Annotated in this window: 15 protein-coding genes; 6 read left to right on the top strand and 9 right to left on the bottom strand. The window is 54.4% G+C overall.

The window, feature by feature from the left end:
• Positions 1-31 precede the first annotated feature (31 nt).
• On the top strand, positions 32-3124 hold the full coding sequence (locus tag BJP35_RS10970) for a beta-galactosidase (protein WP_047744125.1): 3093 nt from the start codon (positions 32-34) through the stop codon (positions 3122-3124).
• A 33-nt stretch (positions 3125-3157) separates the two neighbouring features.
• Here BJP35_RS10970 and BJP35_RS10965 read toward each other — a convergent pair whose 3' ends face one another.
• Complete coding sequence (locus tag BJP35_RS10965) at positions 3158-3997, bottom strand: nickel/cobalt efflux protein RcnA (RefSeq protein WP_047744123.1); 840 nt, start codon at positions 3995-3997, stop codon at positions 3158-3160.
• Positions 3998-4131: 134 nt separating this feature from the next.
• Between BJP35_RS10965 and BJP35_RS10960 the strand changes: the two genes are divergently transcribed.
• Positions 4132-4404, top strand: coding sequence for a metal/formaldehyde-sensitive transcriptional repressor (locus BJP35_RS10960; RefSeq protein WP_020885193.1), 273 nt, complete (start codon positions 4132-4134; stop codon positions 4402-4404).
• Here BJP35_RS10960 and BJP35_RS10955 read toward each other — a convergent pair.
• Positions 4397-5962, bottom strand: coding sequence for an EAL domain-containing protein (locus BJP35_RS10955; RefSeq protein ID WP_073395632.1), 1566 nt, complete (start codon positions 5960-5962; stop codon positions 4397-4399). The two genes, BJP35_RS10960 and BJP35_RS10955, sit on opposite strands and share 8 nt — an antisense overlap.
• 208 nt (positions 5963-6170) lie before the next feature.
• Between BJP35_RS10955 and BJP35_RS10950 the strand changes: the two genes are divergently transcribed.
• Together BJP35_RS10950 and ykgO are read left to right on the top strand one after the other, a co-directional pair.
• Entirely contained in the window at positions 6171-6431 is a 261-nt protein-coding gene (locus BJP35_RS10950; protein ID WP_010428154.1) for a type B 50S ribosomal protein L31, read from the top strand.
• A 2-nt stretch (positions 6432-6433) separates the two neighbouring features.
• Positions 6434-6574, top strand: coding sequence for a type B 50S ribosomal protein L36 (gene ykgO, locus BJP35_RS10945; protein ID WP_003859006.1), 141 nt, complete (start codon positions 6434-6436; stop codon positions 6572-6574).
• On the opposite strand, the gene BJP35_RS10940 is transcribed toward ykgO, so the two are convergent.
• A complete protein-coding gene (locus tag BJP35_RS10940) occupies positions 6571-7281 on the bottom strand; it encodes a GNAT family N-acetyltransferase (RefSeq protein ID WP_020885191.1) in 711 nt (236 codons plus the stop codon). The genes ykgO and BJP35_RS10940 overlap by 4 nt on opposite strands.
• A gap of 100 nt (positions 7282-7381) precedes the next feature.
• Here BJP35_RS10940 and BJP35_RS10935 point away from each other — a divergent pair, with 100 nt between their 5' ends.
• Positions 7382-8842: a PLP-dependent aminotransferase family protein gene (locus BJP35_RS10935; RefSeq protein ID WP_047744119.1), complete on the top strand. Its 1461-nt coding sequence runs from the start codon at positions 7382-7384 to the stop codon at positions 8840-8842.
• On the opposite strand, the gene BJP35_RS10930 is transcribed toward BJP35_RS10935, so the two are convergent.
• From BJP35_RS10930 to acrA, 6 genes are all read right to left on the bottom strand, one after another.
• A complete protein-coding gene (locus BJP35_RS10930; protein WP_020885189.1) occupies positions 8814-9281 on the bottom strand; it encodes a YlaC family protein in 468 nt (155 codons plus the stop codon). The two genes, BJP35_RS10935 and BJP35_RS10930, sit on opposite strands and share 29 nt — an antisense overlap.
• A 117-nt stretch (positions 9282-9398) precedes the next feature.
• Complete coding sequence (maa, locus tag BJP35_RS10925) at positions 9399-9950, bottom strand: maltose O-acetyltransferase (RefSeq protein ID WP_020885188.1); 552 nt, start codon at positions 9948-9950, stop codon at positions 9399-9401.
• Between the two features lie 209 nt (positions 9951-10159).
• The gene (locus BJP35_RS10920; RefSeq protein ID WP_014168902.1) at positions 10160-10378 is read right to left on the bottom strand and encodes an HHA domain-containing protein; all 219 of its coding nucleotides are present in this window, start codon (positions 10376-10378) and stop codon (positions 10160-10162) included.
• A 27-nt stretch (positions 10379-10405) separates the two neighbouring features.
• On the bottom strand, positions 10406-10780 hold the full coding sequence (tomB, locus tag BJP35_RS10915) for an Hha toxicity modulator TomB (RefSeq protein ID WP_020885187.1): 375 nt from the start codon (positions 10778-10780) through the stop codon (positions 10406-10408).
• Positions 10781-11291: 511 nt separating this feature from the next.
• On the bottom strand, positions 11292-14438 hold the full coding sequence (acrB, locus tag BJP35_RS10910; RefSeq protein ID WP_014168904.1) for a multidrug efflux RND transporter permease subunit AcrB: 3147 nt from the start codon (positions 14436-14438) through the stop codon (positions 11292-11294).
• 22 nt (positions 14439-14460) lie between these two features.
• Positions 14461-15654 (bottom strand): multidrug efflux RND transporter periplasmic adaptor subunit AcrA, encoded by a 1194-nt coding sequence (gene acrA / locus BJP35_RS10905; protein WP_020885186.1) that lies wholly within the window; start codon positions 15652-15654, stop codon positions 14461-14463.
• A 141-nt stretch (positions 15655-15795) separates the two neighbouring features.
• Between acrA and acrR the strand changes: the two genes are divergently transcribed.
• Positions 15796-16449, top strand: coding sequence for a multidrug efflux transporter transcriptional repressor AcrR (gene acrR, locus BJP35_RS10900; RefSeq protein WP_014168906.1), 654 nt, complete (start codon positions 15796-15798; stop codon positions 16447-16449).
• Positions 16450-16525: the final 76 nt, after the last annotated feature.

Below are 16525 nucleotides of genomic sequence, written 5' to 3'. Positions count from 1 at the left end.
AAAATTGTGAGCGCTTCGCAAAGAGGTTAATATGTCCAACACTCCATCGCTGACCCTCAGCGCACTTCTGGCTCGTCGGGACTGGGAAAATCCCGGAGTCACCCAGTGGAATCGCCTGGCAGCACATGCTCCCTTGCACAGCTGGCGTGACGAACACTCCGCCAGAGAAGACGGGGGAACCGTCAGCCGACGCCTCCTTAACGGGGAGTGGTGTTTTACCTTCTTTCCTGCACCAGAGCAGGTTCCTTCGGTATGGGTCAGTGAAGATTGCGCCGATGCCGTGCTGATGCCCGTGCCCTCTAACTGGCAGATGCAGGGGTTCGACATGCCCATCTACACCAACGTGACCTATCCGATCCCCGTAAACCCACCGTTTGTGCCGCAAGAAAACCCAACAGGTTGTTACTCGCTCACATTTGAGATGGATGATGCCTGGCTGCAGAGCGGCCAAACCCGCATTATCTTCGATGGCGTGAACTCGGCGTTTCATCTGTGGTGTAACGGTCAGTGGATCGGTTATTCACAGGACAGCCGACTGCCCGCCGAATTCGATCTTTCAGCGGTGCTGCGTCCTGGCCAGAACCGCATTGCGGTCATGGTGTTGCGCTGGTGCGACGGGAGCTATCTGGAAGATCAGGACATGTGGCGCATGAGCGGGATTTTCCGCGATGTGTCGCTGCTGCATAAGCCAGAGACGCACATTGCCGATTATCAGGTTGTGACTGACCTGAATGCGGAGCGGGATCGCGCGGTGCTGAAGGTGGATCTCGCGCTCGCAGGCGCACAGTATGCGGAGTGTGAGGTGGCGTTTACCCTGTGGCGCAACGGCGAAAAATGCGCCAGTGCCACCGGGCGGCCTGGCACAGCTGTTGTCGATGAGCGCGGCGGCTGGGCCGAGCGGCTAACGGTGACGCTCCCCGTTGAGGCGCCCGCCTTGTGGAGTGCGGAAACGCCGGAACTTTATCGCCTGACGATGACCCTTCTGAACGCGCAGGGTGAGGTGCTGGAAACGGAGGCCTGCGATGTGGGGTTCCGCCGCATAGAGATCAGCAATGGCCTGCTGAAGCTCAACGGTAAACCCCTGCTGATCCGTGGCGTTAACCGGCATGAGCATCACCCGGAAAACGGCCAGGTGATGGATGAAGCGACGATGCGCCGCGATATCGAACTCATGAAGCAGCATAACTTTAACGCCGTGCGCTGCTCGCACTATCCGAACCATCCGCTGTGGTACACGCTTTGCGACCGCTACGGTTTGTATGTCGTCGACGAAGCCAATATTGAAACCCATGGCATGGTGCCGATGAGTCGCCTTGCTGACGATCCGCGCTGGCTGCCTGCCATGAGCGAACGCGTCACCCGCATGGTGCAGCGCGACCGCAATCATCCTTCGATTATCATCTGGTCGCTGGGGAATGAGTCCGGCCATGGCGCGAACCATGACGCACTGTATCGCTGGCTGAAAACCACCGATCCGACGCGTCCGGTGCAGTACGAAGGCGGTGGGGCGAATACGGCAGCGACCGATATCGTGTGCCCGATGTATGCCCGGGTCGATCAGGATCAGCCCTTCCCGGCGGTACCGAAATGGTCTGTTAAAAAATGGATCGGCATGCCGGATGAAACGCGTCCGCTTATTCTCTGTGAATACGCCCACGCGATGGGGAACAGCTTCGGTGGTTTTGCCAAATACTGGCAGGCGTTTCGCCGCCATCCTCGCCTGCAGGGGGGATTTGTCTGGGACTGGGTTGACCAGGCGCTGACCAGAAAAGACGAAAATGGCACACCGTTCTGGGCCTACGGGGGAGACTTTGGCGACACGCCCAATGACCGCCAGTTCTGCCTTAACGGGCTGGTTTTTCCCGATCGCACACCGCATCCGGCGCTGTATGAAGCCCAGCGCGCTCAGCAGTTTTTCACCTTTACGCGGATAAGTACGTCTCCGCTGGTGCTTGAAGTCCACAGCGATTACCTGTTCCGTCATACCGATAACGAGGTGCTGCGCTGGACCCTTGTCCGCGACGGCAACGTGCTGGCCAGAGGGGACGTGACGCTCTCCATTGCTCCCCAGGGCACACAGCGTCTAGACATTAACCTGCCAGCGCTGGCGCCTGAACCGGGTGACGTCTGGCTGAACGTTGAAGTGCACCAGCCGCGGGCGACGCCGTGGTCACCGGCAAACCATCGCTGCGCGTGGGAGCAGTGGCCGGTTCCGACGCCCCTGTATATCGCCCCGCCAGCACCGGAAGGTGTTCCGCCGGTGTTAACGCAAACTGGCGACGTGCTTGAGCTGGTGCATCAGCAGCAACGCTGGCAGTTCAACCGCGCGTCAGGACACCTGACGCAATGGTGGCGCAATGGCGTTGAAACGCTGCTCTCACCGCTGACGGATAACGTTAGCCGTGCACCGCTGGACAATGATATTGGCGTGAGCGAGGCCACGCGAATCGATCCGAATGCGTGGGTGGAGCGCTGGAAAGCGGCAGGCATGTACGAGCTCACCCCGCGATTACTGCACTGTGAAGGAGAGCAGCATGCAGCCGAGGCGGTGGTGAAAACCCTGCATGTCTGGGAGTATCGCGGTAAAGCGCTCTTCCTGAGCCGTAAAGTCTGGCGGGTGGACGATCGGGGCGTTCTGCATGGCGATGTTCAGGTCGATATTGCGTCTGATATCCCGGAACCGGCACGCGTAGGCCTGAGTGTTCACCTTGCCGCAACGCCGGAAACGGTTCAATGGCTGGGGCTTGGGCCACATGAAAATTACCCGGACAGAACGCTGGCGGCTCAGCAGGGGCGCTGGACATTACCGCTGGAAGCCATGCACACGCCTTACATCTTCCCGACAGAAAATGGTTTGCGCTGTGATACCCGTGAACTGCTGCTGGACGCGCATCGGCTGAATGGCCTGTTCCATTTCTCCGTCAGCCGCTACAGCCAGCGGCAGTTGCATGAGACAACTCACCATCATCTGTTGCGCGAGGAGCCGGGGTGTTGGCTTAACCTGGACGCATTTCATATGGGCGTGGGCGGTGATGACTCGTGGAGCCCCAGCGTCTCGCCGGAATTTATTCTGCAGAAACGCCAGCTTCGCTATACCTTCAGCTGGCAGCAGAACCCTGACTGAGCAAAGAGGCGGCCACAGCAGTGGCCGCCTCGCTTACGCCAGGATACCGCTCAGGCCGTGCAGGCTCATGTAAATCCCGACCACAGTAATCAGGGCAGCGGAGATCCACGGTGCTTTTCGTGAAAACTCGCTGAAACCCGGCCAGCGTTTTGTCGCATGCTTAAGGCTCAGGGCGGCAATCGCACCGGAAGCGACCAGCGTTAACGCCAGACCAATACTGAAGCTGAATACCAGCGTTGCGCCGAGGGCAAAATGCTTCAGCTGCAGGCAGATGAGCAGGACCGTGATTGAGGCCGGGCAGGGGATAAGCCCTCCGGTCAGGCCAAACAGTGCAATTTGTCCGGTGGTAACGTTCTGGCCGTTGAAGCGGCGGTTAATATCCTGCGCGTGCGCGCGCTGGTGGGCGTCCTGCCACTCTTCTTCAACCAGTGGATGCCCATGGTCGTGATGATCATGATGGTGGTCATGGTCATGGTCGTGATGATCATGATGATGGTCATGGTGATCGTGATGATGATGGTGATCGTGTGGCCGACTCTCCTTCCAGGTTCGCCAGGCCATCCACAGGGCGATCAGCACGATCAGTATCCCCGAGACCAGCTGGAACCAGGGCTCAGACGTATGCGCATCCCAGCCCCGGCCAAACCATAATCCTGCCATGGCAATGATCCAGACCACCGCCGTATGGGAAAGCGTTGCCGCCAGACCAAGCAACACCGCCTGTTTCAGCGTACCGCGAATAGCCACAATAAACGCGGCCATCATCGTTTTGGAGTGGCCCGGCTCCAGGCCATGCAGCGCGCCGAGGAGGATAGCGCTGGGTACAAACAGCCAGGCATTGCCCTGCTGCAGGAGTGAAGCAAAATCGTTCATGGAAAATTCCGGAGTGGAAAGCGTGTTCAGATACTACTCCCCCCCAGTAGTCTAATACTACCCCCCAGTAGAAAAATACTCAGGGGGAGTAGAGCATGATATGCTTTAAAAGCCATACGATAAGGGAGACAGAGATGTCACATACGGTTCGCGACAAGAAGATGTTATTGACTCGCCTGAAGAAAATTCAGGGGCAAAGCGCTGCCCTGGAAAAAATGCTCAATAGCGACCACGAATGCGCCGACGTGTTACAACAGCTGGCGGCGATCCGCGGCGCGGTAAACGGCATGATGATGCAGGTGATCGAAGGTCATCTCACCGATCATGTGGTGAAAGAGCCTGAAGAAGCTCAGCGCGAAGCCGATCTTGGCGTCGTGTTACAGGTGATCAAATCCTATCTTAAGTAGGATGTGTTTTGAGGTTATCTTCCGCCCAAAGAATAAAGTCCGCTTTCGGCAACGCCTTGCTGTAGTACCAACCCTGCCCATACTGCACGCCGTGACGACGTAGCCATGCGAGTTGCCCTTCGGTCTCCACGCCTTCCGCCACCATCGCCAGCTTCAGCGATTTTGCCATTTCAATAATGTGTGGCGTCACGTTTTTATATTCCAGTGCATCCACAAACGCTTTATCAATTTTTAGCGTGTCGACATCCAAATCCTGCAGGTAGCTCAGGCTGGAATAGCCCGTACCGAAATCATCAATATAGACTGCGTGGCCTGAATGACGAAAGGCGGCGATGGCCGGTGCGCTGATTTTAGGATCGGCAAAGCCGCGCTCGGTTAACTCAAGGGCGATCTGTTGCGGATGGACTTTCCACTTATTCATTAAGTGACTCAACAGTGGCGGGAGTTTTCCCGAGGTCAAATCGGCCGGCGCGAGGTTAATGGAAATATGCTGCCCGGCATGAAGGTGCAGCCAGTAGCCCATATCCTCAAACACCTTTTCAATGACCAAATGCGTCAGCTGCGAGATGAGCCCCGTTTGCTCAGCAAGCGGCACAAAAATATCCGGTGAAAGGCTGCTCCCGTCAGGCTGGGGCCAGCGGGTTAGCGCCTCTGCGCCCACAATCTTCCCGCTAGAGAGTTCAATAATGGGCTGGTAATGCACCACAAATTCCCGGTTGTTAATGGCGTCAAGCAGGCGGTTGCGTGGCGACTGGATGCGACGCAGCAATCGTAAAACAAAGAGTGCGGCAAGCAGGCTTATCAGTATGCCGAACGGCAGCCAGATGAGAAGTTGCTGGTGCCAGGTTTCAGCCAGCGGTTTTAACGCCGCCCAGGCGACCACCGTAAACCCCAGTTCAGGAACAGGCTTCATAATGTATATCGAGCCGTTGTACTGAATACGGGTGACGCCCTGATCCTTAACCAGATTGCGGATATGCGGATCGAGCTTGCTGCTGCTGGCAAAAATGAGATGTGATTTGCTGCCCACCAGGGCGGCATCTGTGGCGATCTCACCGAAAGGGATCACATCGACAAGCGAGGCAGGATCCACCAGCACCAGATAGTGGCCCCGACCCAGGACCGCCATGTAGCGGCTAAAACCGAGATCGTTTTGCGTGGTGAGCCATGCGCCATAACCATCTTCCGTGATTCGCATGGGCGGGGGGAAAGGGGCCGACTGACTGGTTTGTTCCAGGGACGAGCAAAGGGGTTCAAGATTGTTGATATAAATAACTTCCTGAACATAACGCCATGAAAAAGCGACCCGCCGCATCTCCCTTAAATGCATAACGCTACAGGGGATCCCTTTAAAGGTCTGCAGGCTATTGAGCGCTTCCTTTGCATCATCCACTACCCTGGCGGTACGTATCAGCACGCGTGAGGCATAGCTATCCAGCGCATCGACAAACTTATCTTCCGCCTGGCGATGTGCCAGCCAGATGCTCAGGCTAATCGGAACCAGCACCGCAATGATAAGTACGCCGGTCACCAGACTGACCAGATGTCGGGTTTTCATGGTGCTGTTTCCTTCCTCTTATGCCCGCTCCTGGGCGCTGAAAAACCTGCCAGAGGAGAAAGATTTTACCGCTAAATGATAAAGTTATAGCACGCGCAGGTCATGATTTACGGCACAACAGAAAATATCGTCGGGGCAGAGGGGTTGTTTTTTCAGCAGGGGTTAGATATTATTTTGTTATGTTATAACAAAACATAAAGAGTTTACGATGAAACCAGATATCCACCCAGCCTATCGCACCGTGGTGTTCCACGACACCAGTGCTAATGAATACTTTAAAGTCGGCTCAACCATTAAGACCGACCGCGAAATTGAACTCGACGGTGAAACGTATCCGTATATCACCATCGAGGTCTCTTCAAAATCGCACCCGTTCTACACCGGCAAGCAGAAAACGTTCTCGACGGATGGCAGTGCGGCGCGCTTCCGTAAGCGTTTCGGCGGCTTTCTTAATGCGAAGCGGGGATAACCATGCAGGTACTTAACTCATTGCGCAGTGCAAAACAGCGTCACCCGGATTGCCAGATAGTCAAACGCAAGGGACGCTTATACGTGATTTGCAAATCCAATCCGCGCTTTAAGGCGGTTCAGGGACGTAAGAAAAGACGCTAGACGCGTGTTTCGCGCCAGCTTTCCAGGGATCTTTTCTGGTTGCCATCGGCAGTAAAATTGTCGGTGGCAAGCCAGCCTTCAAAGGCACTCGCCAGCGCCGGCCACTCTTTGTCGAGAATTGAAAACCAGTCGGTATCCCGGTTATGACCTTTCGTGACCAGTGCCTGACGAAAACGCCCCTCAAACTGAAAGCCAAGACGCAGTGCCGCCTTGCGCGAAGGCGCGTTCAGGCTGTTGCACTTCCACTCGTATCGACGATACCCAAGGGTGTCGAACACGTATCGCATCAGCAGATATTGCGCTTCCGTCGACATCGGTGTGCGGCTGAGCAGCGGGGAGAAATGAACATGTCCCACCTCCACGACGCCGTTGGTTGGATCGATCCGCATCAAAGCCAGCGTGCCGACCGGAGACTGGGTCTGGTTGTCGATAACGCTAAAGTGAATCGGATCGGATAAGTCACGCACGCTCTCTACCCACCCTGCAAACGCCTCTGCGCTGGCATCCGGCTCGCGCAACAGCCACGTCCAGCTGCGGGTATCTTCGGCCAGAGAATACGCGCTGAACAACGCCTCAGCGTGCTCCACCCGCAGCGGCTCAAGGCGACAATAGTGGCCCTGAAGCACCACACGTGAAGGGTGCTGGCGGGGTTGCCAGTCGATAAGCGCCTCGCCTACTGGCTGTCCAAACTCGTTGAATGTTTTCATTTTACTGTCCGTGACGTTGATAAGAACGCCAGACTAGTGAATTACTGGTTCCTTAAAAAGTGCCACTCAGCTATGTTTTGGTGGTACCACGGGAGGCGAGATGAACATACCGGGCGATGAATTTTATACTTTGCTGAATGCCGCGTTGAAAGCGCGGGGGGAAGAGACGCTGCAGCGCGCGCTATATCATGCACTGCGTGAGGCGATACTGTGCGGCAAGCTACACGCCGGGAGCCGGCTTCCCGGTTCGCGAATGCTGGCTCAGCAGCTCTCGCTTTCACGGAATACCGTCAATGCGGCGCTGGAACAGCTGACGCTCGAAGGGTATCTGCTGCGTAACCGCCTGGGGACGCGGGTAGCGCAGCTGGCGCAGCGTACGCTCGTTCAGGCATTGCCGGACTCTGCCGTCACGCTCGGCACCCGGGTCGCCTCGCTGCCTGCGCCGGTGCCGCGTGATACCCCGGTTCCGGCATTTACGCCGGGAACACCGGCCATCAACTACTTTCCCCTGCCGCTGTGGCGGCGCTTGTACGACCGGGTTCTGCGTGAAGAGGGCAGCGCGCTCTTAGGGTATGGCGATCCTGCCGGGGAGCCGTCGCTGCGGGCGGCCATTGCCCGCCACCTTGCCCTTTCGCGCGGCATTGACTGCGATGCCAGCCAGATAGTGATGACCGAAGGTGCGCTTGAGGGGGTAAACCTTTGCACGATGCTGCTGAGCGAACCCGGCAGCGTCGCGTGGGTGGAAGATCCTGGCTATGGCGGGGCTAAAAGCGCCTTTGCCAAAGCGGGCTTAGTCATGACGGGGATGCCGGTTGATGACGAAGGCATGTTCTGGGAAGGGCTGAATACGCCGTCCCCTGCGCTTATTTTCACCTCACCTTCGCACCAGTTTCCGTACGGAAGCGTGCTCAGTGCGCGGCGACGCCTGGCGCTGCTGGATCTGGCCCGGCAGCATAACGCCTGGATTATTGAAGATGATTACGACAGCGAGTTTCGTTATTCCGGTGAGCCCGTGCCCGCAATGCTGGGAATGGTCAACAATGCGCCGGTTGTCTATCTTGGTACCTTCAGCAAAACCCTCTTTCCGTCGCTGAGAATGGGGTTCATGGTGTTACCTCCGGCGCTGGCAAACGCGGCCCGTCCGGCCATTGGCGCGCTGCTGCGTGGCGGGCATCGCGCCGAACAGCGAACCCTGGCGCTGTTTATTGAGGAAGGACATTATGCCCGCCACCTTGCCGCCATGCGCCGGCTCTACCGTAAGCGCTACCGGCAGCTGCGTGAGGTGCTGAGTGCTGAGCTTCATACCCCGCATCGCATTCTGGCGGGTGAAGGGGGGATGCATCTGACGCTGGCAATAGACGGCATCGACGACCAAAAAGTGGTCGAGCAGGCGAGGGCGTTTCAGCTGGCACCCGCTGCACTGAGCGGGTATTACCTGGAGCCGAAGCAGGGGCAAACCGGTCTGGTGTTAGGTTACGGCAATACCTCTGCTTCTCAGTTTGTGTCGGGTATCCGACGCATACAGGCTGTAATCACACAGCAGCAGGACGGGAAAGGGTAAAGACATCATAAAAAGAGAGCTGACCTTTGGTGGATACCATCTTCTGCAGCTTCTCTTTTTGCACCGTTTCAACCGCGGGGGAGTGCATGATGCTTTCGATCAGCTCCGGCGGCACGTAACGCGTGTTGTACCATTCACCGTTATAGCAAACCCGGAAATCAAGGACGTCGATATCTTCGTAGCGGTAGCGGGGATTAACGTCAAAAAAGAAAAAGGCGTTAAACACCACAAACAGAATGACAAGCAGCCAGACGGAGTCCACCAGAGTTTCGGACTTCAGCATCACAATCAGTGTCGCCAGCCAGGCGGCATACATTGCGACAAACAGTCCAGGGTGTTTGCGAATAAAGCTGATGCTAAAGCGCGGGCGATTGTCGCGCTTTTCGCGGTGATTAAGATCGTCGATGGTGGCAGTAAGCAGGCGCTGTATCTCGGTCATTTTTTGCCTTTATGAGAATTGACAATACAGGATGTCTGCCAATTTTAGGGGAGCCATTTGGCTGAAAAAAGTAACAGTCAGGCGCTAAAAGACCATAACAGTTGACTCCCCGTCACTTTACAGCCGTTTAATGATTGTTGCCGGATTGCCGCCGACGACGACATTCGCCGGGACGTCTTTCGTTACGATAGCGCCAGAGGCCACCACCACATTATCACCCAACGTAACGCCCGGGTTAATAACCGCACGTCCGCCAATCCAGACGTTGTTGCCGATGGTCACCGGCTTGCCAAACTCCACGCCGCTATTACGCGCGTCGGCGTCCAGCGGATGGGTTGCCGTGTAAATATGCACCCCTGGCGCGAGCATGCAGTTGTCGCCAATATGTATCGGGCAGACATCCAGCATCACGCAATCGAAATTGGCGTAAAATTCTTTGCCCAAATAAATGTTATATCCATAGTCACAGCGGAAGCTCGGCTCAATATAGGCCCCTTCGCTTTGCCCGAGGAGTTCCGCCAGAATGTTCTGGCGTTCGAGTTTCTCATCAGGTGCAGTGTGGTTATAACGGTGAACCAGGTGTCGGGCGCGTAATCGGTCGGCCCGTAATGTTTCATCACCAGGGCGGTAATGTTCACCTGCAATCATCTTCTGCTTTTCTATGCTCATTGGGAACCTCGCTGGTCGTCTTTACCGTAGGGTAATCGGAACAGGATAACAGGGGAACGTTCCCGGAAAACCACTGTGACTATAATCACAATAATATTGCGGATGAGCACGTTTTACACGGAGACCTGCACTGGGGCAGGAGGGTATAGCCAGAAAGTTGAATACAGCTGAGAAAGTGGCGTAGAACCTCTACAGACACACTTCAAAGATTAACGGACAAATCTCCACACGGACGTTGGGATTTTGTCATACAGCTTATTCATAGTCAGTTCTGCAAGACGGTGGTCAGCCGCTGAATAAAATACCGCCAGTTCATTATCAGAAAGCTCGTATTTATTCTTTTCAATTACACGTTCAAGCGTGTCTATTGACTGACAGCGTCGCAAACGCATCAAATAATCGATTTTTGTGAGTGGTTTTTCAGACATAAATTTACCTTACTAATTGTAATAATTTTAACAGGAAAGACTAACGGGGTTAGCTCTGCTCACGTTGATGAAGCAACGAAATAGTCGGTTGCCCGATTTACGCCATTTCTGCAAATCTTGCGCATTAATGCCGTAGCTGCTGAACAACATAAAGGTGTCATCCAGGTATTCATCAATTTGCTCAATCAGCTTATTATCTTCATTGTACTTAATTTTATAATTAAGTGCGAAGGTTGCAATATGCTCGATCAACTCGTTTAACTGTAAATTGATGGCAGACGTTGGGTCGTTTACCCAGCCATGGTTACTTTCATCAAGATTGGCAAGGCAGTCATGGTACAAGGATTCGCAGAGAAATTTCAACTGCGCGATATCATGCCTTTTTGGCGAGTACTCGTCCATAGCGCATCCCCTTCTGAGTGATTTCTTACTCACCGAACATCATGTCGGGATGGATACAACATACTTAGCCGCACGGGTGCTGTGTTCCTGATAACTCTAACTATAATCCACTCTGATCAAGATTTCACCGCGCTATTACGAAAAATTACAAATAAAAGCACTGACTGCGAGCCTTTACGCAAATGTGCCTTCAGAACTAAACATTTTTATCCAGATTAACGCGGAACTTTTTTCGCTCCCTTACGTTTCATTGGCTTAGCGTAAACAATCCTAAGATGTCCAAATCCGGAGTTCTCTTTGTCTGAAGATATGGTTAGGAATATTCCTAATCACTTAAGCAGGGAAATGAAATTAAAAAAATCCTGAATTCAGCGATTACGTTATCACTTAATTATGATATGTCATTGTAGGCGGCAGGAAATAAATAGAAGCACAATAAGCCTATTTTATGATTTTTTTCTGAAAAAGAAAAAGGCCGCTAATGCGGCCTTTTTATCATGTGAAACCGGTATCAGTGCGGTTCTACCGAATGACTGTGCTCAATATCTTCATTCTTGCGGCTAAAGCGGCGGCGAACCACCACGAAGAATACCGGAACGAAGAAGATAGCAAGTACGGTTGCGGTAACCATACCCCCCATAACGCCTGTACCGACGGCGTTCTGTGCACCGGAACCCGCACCGGTACTGATAACCAGCGGCATTACCCCGAGGATAAATGCCAGCGATGTCATCAGGATTGGGCGCAGACGCATACGCACCGCGTCAAGGGTCGCCTCAATCAGGCCTTTACCTTCTTTCTCCATCAGATCTTTGGCGAATTCAACGATAAGTATCGCGTTCTTCGCCGACAAGCCAATGGTTGTCAGCAGGCCCACCTGGAAGTACACGTCGTTGGTTAATCCACGGAACGTTGCCGCAAGCAGCGCACCGATAACCCCCAGTGGCACCACCAGCATAACGGAGAACGGAATCGACCAGCTCTCATACAGTGCCGCCAGACACAGGAAGACCACAATCAGTGAAATGGCGTACAGGGCAGGGGCCTGGTTTCCGGACAGACGTTCCTGGTAGGACATACCGGTCCAGTCATAGCCGATACCCGCAGGCAATTTACCTGCCAGCTCTTCCATCAGGTTCATGGCTTCACCGGTGCTTCGGCCTGGTGCGGCCTGACCCAGGATCTCCATGGATGGCAGCCCGTTATAACGTTCCAGACGCGGCGAACCGTATTCCCAGTGCGACGTAGAGAAGGATGAGAACGGCACCATCTGACCGTTGTTGCCGCGAACGTACCAGTTGTTGATATCGTTCGGTAACATACGGTATTGCGCTTCTGACATCACGTACACTTTCTTCACACGACCACGGTCGATGAAGTCGTTGACGTAGCTACCGCCCCAGGCCGCGCCCAGCGTGGTATTGATGTCACTGATGGAAACGCCCAGTGCCTGCGCTTTCTCCTGATCGATGTCGATTTTGTACTGAGGCGTATCTTCCAGACCGTTAGGACGCACGCCGACCAGAAGGTCAGGGTGTTTCGCCACTTCACCGAACAGCTGGTTACGTGCCTGCGTCAGTTTTTCATGACCCAGACCGCCCTGGTCAATCAGCTGGAAGTCGAAACCTGTCGCTGTTCCCAGTTCAACGATCGCTGGCAGGTTAAAGGCGAAGACCATCGCATCTTTAATCTGTGAGAACGTGCCCATTGCACGGCCAGTAATCGCCTCAACTTTGTTCTCTTCGCCTGGACGTTCTGACCAGTCTTTCAGAGAAACGAAGGCAATACCGGTGTTCTGACCACGACCCGCAAAGCCAAAGCCGTTAACCGCAAACACGGATTCAACGTTAGCTTTCTCTTTGGTGAGGTAGTAATCCGTTACTTCATCCAGCACCTTCTGGGTACGTTCTTGCGAGGCACCCGCCGGCAGCTGTGCCATCGTCAGGAACACGCCCTGGTCTTCATCGGGCAGGAACGAGCTTGGCAGACGAACGAACAGATAGGCCATACCCACCACGATGATGATATAGAGCAGCAGGTAACGACCGGTGCTGCGCAGGATGTTACCCACGCTGTCGGTGTAGTGATGCGTGCTCTTATCAAACATGCGGTTAAACCAGCCGAAGAACCCTTTATGCTCGCCGTGACCGCCTTTCTGAACAGGTTTCAGCATGGTGGCACACAGTGCAGGCGTCAGGATCAATGCAACCAGTACCGACAGCGCCATCGCCGAGACAATGGTGATGGAGAACTGACGATAAATTGCACCGGTTGAGCCGCCGAAGAAGGCCATCGGGATAAATACCGCAGACAGTACCATCGCGATACCGACCAGCGCGCCCTGGATCTGGCCCATGGATTTACGGGTTGCTTCCTTCGGCGGTAGACCTTCTTCCGCCATGACACGCTCGACGTTTTCTACCACCACGATGGCGTCATCCACAAGCAAGCCGATGGCGAGCACCATCCCGAACATCGTCAGGGTGTTTATCGAGTAGCCAAAGATGGCCAGTATGGCGAAGGTCCCGAGCAATACGACTGGTACGGCGATGGTTGGGATCAGCGTCGCGCGGAAGTTTTGCAGGAACAGATACATGACCAGGAATACCAGGATGATCGCTTCTGCCAGGGTTTTAACCACTTCGTGAATCGAGATTTTGACGAACGGCGTGGTGTCATACGGATAAACGATCTTCAGGCCTGACGGGAAGAACGGTTCCATCTTCTTCAGTTCCGCACGGATAGCCGTCGCGGTGTCCAGGGCGTTAGCACCTGTCGCCAGTTTGATCCCGAGACCGGAAGCCGGCTTGCCGTTAAACTTCGCAATGATGTCGTAGTTTTCGCCACCCAGTTCCACTTTCGCCACGTCGCGCAGACGAACCTGCGAACCGTCCTGATTCACCTTCAGCAGAATTTTACTGAACTCATCGGCGGAGGTCAGACGGGTCTGTGCGATGATCGAGGCGTTAAGCTGCTGGCCTTTCACCGGCGGGGTACCGCCTAACTGACCGGCGGCAACCTGGGCGTTCTGCGCTTTGATGGCGTTGATCACGTCCACCGGCGTCAGCTGGAAGTTGTTCAGTTTGTTCGGATCCATCCAGATACGCATCGCGTACTGAGAACCGAACAGCTGAACGTCACCCACACCAGACGTACGGCTGATGGCGTCCTTCATGTTGGCGCCCACGTAGTCGGAAATATCCTCCTGCGTCATGGTGCCGTTGGTGTTGATAACGCCAACAACCATCAGGAAGCTACTGGACGATTTCTCGACGCTCACACCCTGCTGTTGTACTTCTTGTGGCAGCAACGGCATGGCGAGCTGCAGTTTGTTCTGGACCTGAACCTGCGCGATGTCAGCATCAGTACCTGACTGGAAGGTCAGGGTGATCTGTACCGTACCGGTTGAGTCACTGTTTGAGGACATGTACATCAGGTTATCGATACCGTTCATGTTCTGTTCGATAACCTGTGTCACGGTATCCTGCACCGTTTTTGCATCAGCCCCGGGGTAGGTTGCGGAAATTGTTACCGCCGGTGGCGCAATCGTTGGATATTGCGCGACAGGCAGCTTCAGGATCGCAAGTCCCCCAGCCAGCATGATGATTATGGCGATCACCCATGCAAATATGGGGCGATCGATAAAGAAATTAGGCATGTCTTAACGGCTCCTGTTTAAGTTAAGACTTGGTTTGTTCTGACTGGCCAGCGGCCGAAGCTTGTTGTTTATCGTCAGATTTCACTTCCTGTGCTTTGACCTGCGCGCCAGGACGAACTTTTTGCAAACCAGTAATAATCACGCGATCGCCATCTTTCAGACCTTCCGTCACCAGCCATTTATCGCCAATCGCCTGCGTGGCAGTGATGTTGCGCGTTTCGACTTTGTCATCAGCCCCGACAACCAGTGCACTCGCGTCGCCACGTGGCGTACGGGTGACACCCTGCTGAGGCACCAGAAGTGCGGTTGGGTTGGTGCCTTCTTCCAGACGTGCGCGAACGAACATACCAGGTAAGAGTGTCTTATCCGGGTTCGGGAAAATCGCACGTAAGGTGATGGAACCGGTGGTTTGGTCGACCGTCACATCGGAGAATTCCAGTGTGCCTGCCTGCGGGAACTTGATACCGTCATTGGTCACGAGCTCCACTTTGGCTTTACCGTTTTCCTGCTTCAGCGTGCCATTTGCCAGCTCTTGTTTCAGGCGCAGGAAATCGTTGCTGGACTGGGTCACGTCAACGTAAATCGGATCAAGCTGCTGCACGGTGGCCAACGCGTTGGTCTGACCGTTCTGCACCAGCGCCCCTTCCGTGACGGAAGATTTACCGATGCGACCGCTGATTGGGGAGGTCACTTTGGTATAGGCGAGGTTAATACGCGCTGTTTCCACTGCAGCTTTCGCGGCAATCACGGCGGCGTTGGTCTGCTGTGCATCAGACAGGGCAGTGTCATAATCCTGTTGACTGATGTACTTGGTACCGAGCAGTTTTTTGTAGCGGTTCAGCGTCAGTTGGGAGATTTTGGCTGCAGCTTCTGCTTTCGCCAGATCGCCTTTCGCGCTCTCATAGGAGGCCTGGTAGGTTGCCGGATCAATCTGATACAGAGACTCGCCAGCTTTCACTTCACCACCCTCGGTGAAGTTACGTTTCAGGATGATACCACTCACCTGAGGACGCACTTCTGCGATGCGGTATGCGCTGGTACGGCCCGGTAATTCTGTCGTTATCTGGAGAGGTTCGGACTTGAGCGTCACCACGCCAACTTCTGGCACCTGCTGAGCTCCTTGTTGAGCCTGTTTGTCGTCACATCCTGTTAGCGCTAAGCTGCCTGAGAGCATCAGAACGACCGCCAGAGGCGTTAACCCTCTGTTTTTGTTCATATGTAAACCTCGAGTGTCCGATTTCAAATTGATCAATGGTCCTGAGTCCAAAAACCCATTGCTGCGTTTATATTATCGTCATGCTATGGTACATACATTCACAAATGTATGTAAATCTGACTCCTGTAAATTCACTAACGTATGGCACGAAAAACCAAACAACAAGCGCTTGAAACCCGACAACACATTCTGGATGTGGCTATGCGTTTGTTTTCTCAGCAGGGTGTTTCGTCAACCTCGCTGGCGCAGATTGCTCAGGCCGCGGGCGTCACGCGGGGAGCGATTTACTGGCATTTTAAAGACAAGACAGATCTGTTCAGTGAAATCTGGCAACTCTCAGAGTCCAGCATTAGCGATCTTGAGACTGAGTATCGGGCAAAATTCCCCGAGGATCCACTCTCAGTATTAAGAGAAATATTAGTATATATCCTTGAAGCAACGGTAGTTGAAGAACGTCGCAGGTTAATGATGGAAATCATCTACCATAAATGCGAGTTGGTCGGAGAGATGGCGGTCGTCCAGCAGGCGCAGCGCAGCCTGTGTCTGGAAAGCTACGATCGCATTGAACAGGTCCTCACCCAGTGCATGCAGGCGAACCAGCTGCCAGCGACGTTAATGACCCGACGGGCGGCTGTCCTGATGCGCAGTTATATTTCCGGCCTGATGGAAAACTGGCTTTTCGCCCCGGACTCCTTTGACCTGAAGAACGAAGCCCGCAGCTATGTCGCTATTTTCCTGGAGATGTGCCAGCTCTCCCCGACGCTGCATGGCAAGTCAGGCTCGCTAACAGCCTGACGCGATTCCAGGATTTCTCTTAGAGGCTCACGTTCGCGCTATTCTGCTTCAGGCGAGCGTGATATCCTGCACGCCG

Origin of the sequence: Enterobacter sp. J49, assembly GCF_002148625.1 — a bacterium.
Lineage (GTDB): Bacteria > Pseudomonadota > Gammaproteobacteria > Enterobacterales > Enterobacteriaceae > Enterobacter > Enterobacter ludwigii.
Note: the sequence above shows the minus strand (reverse complement) of the source record. Positions and strands in the feature narration are given on the sequence as shown.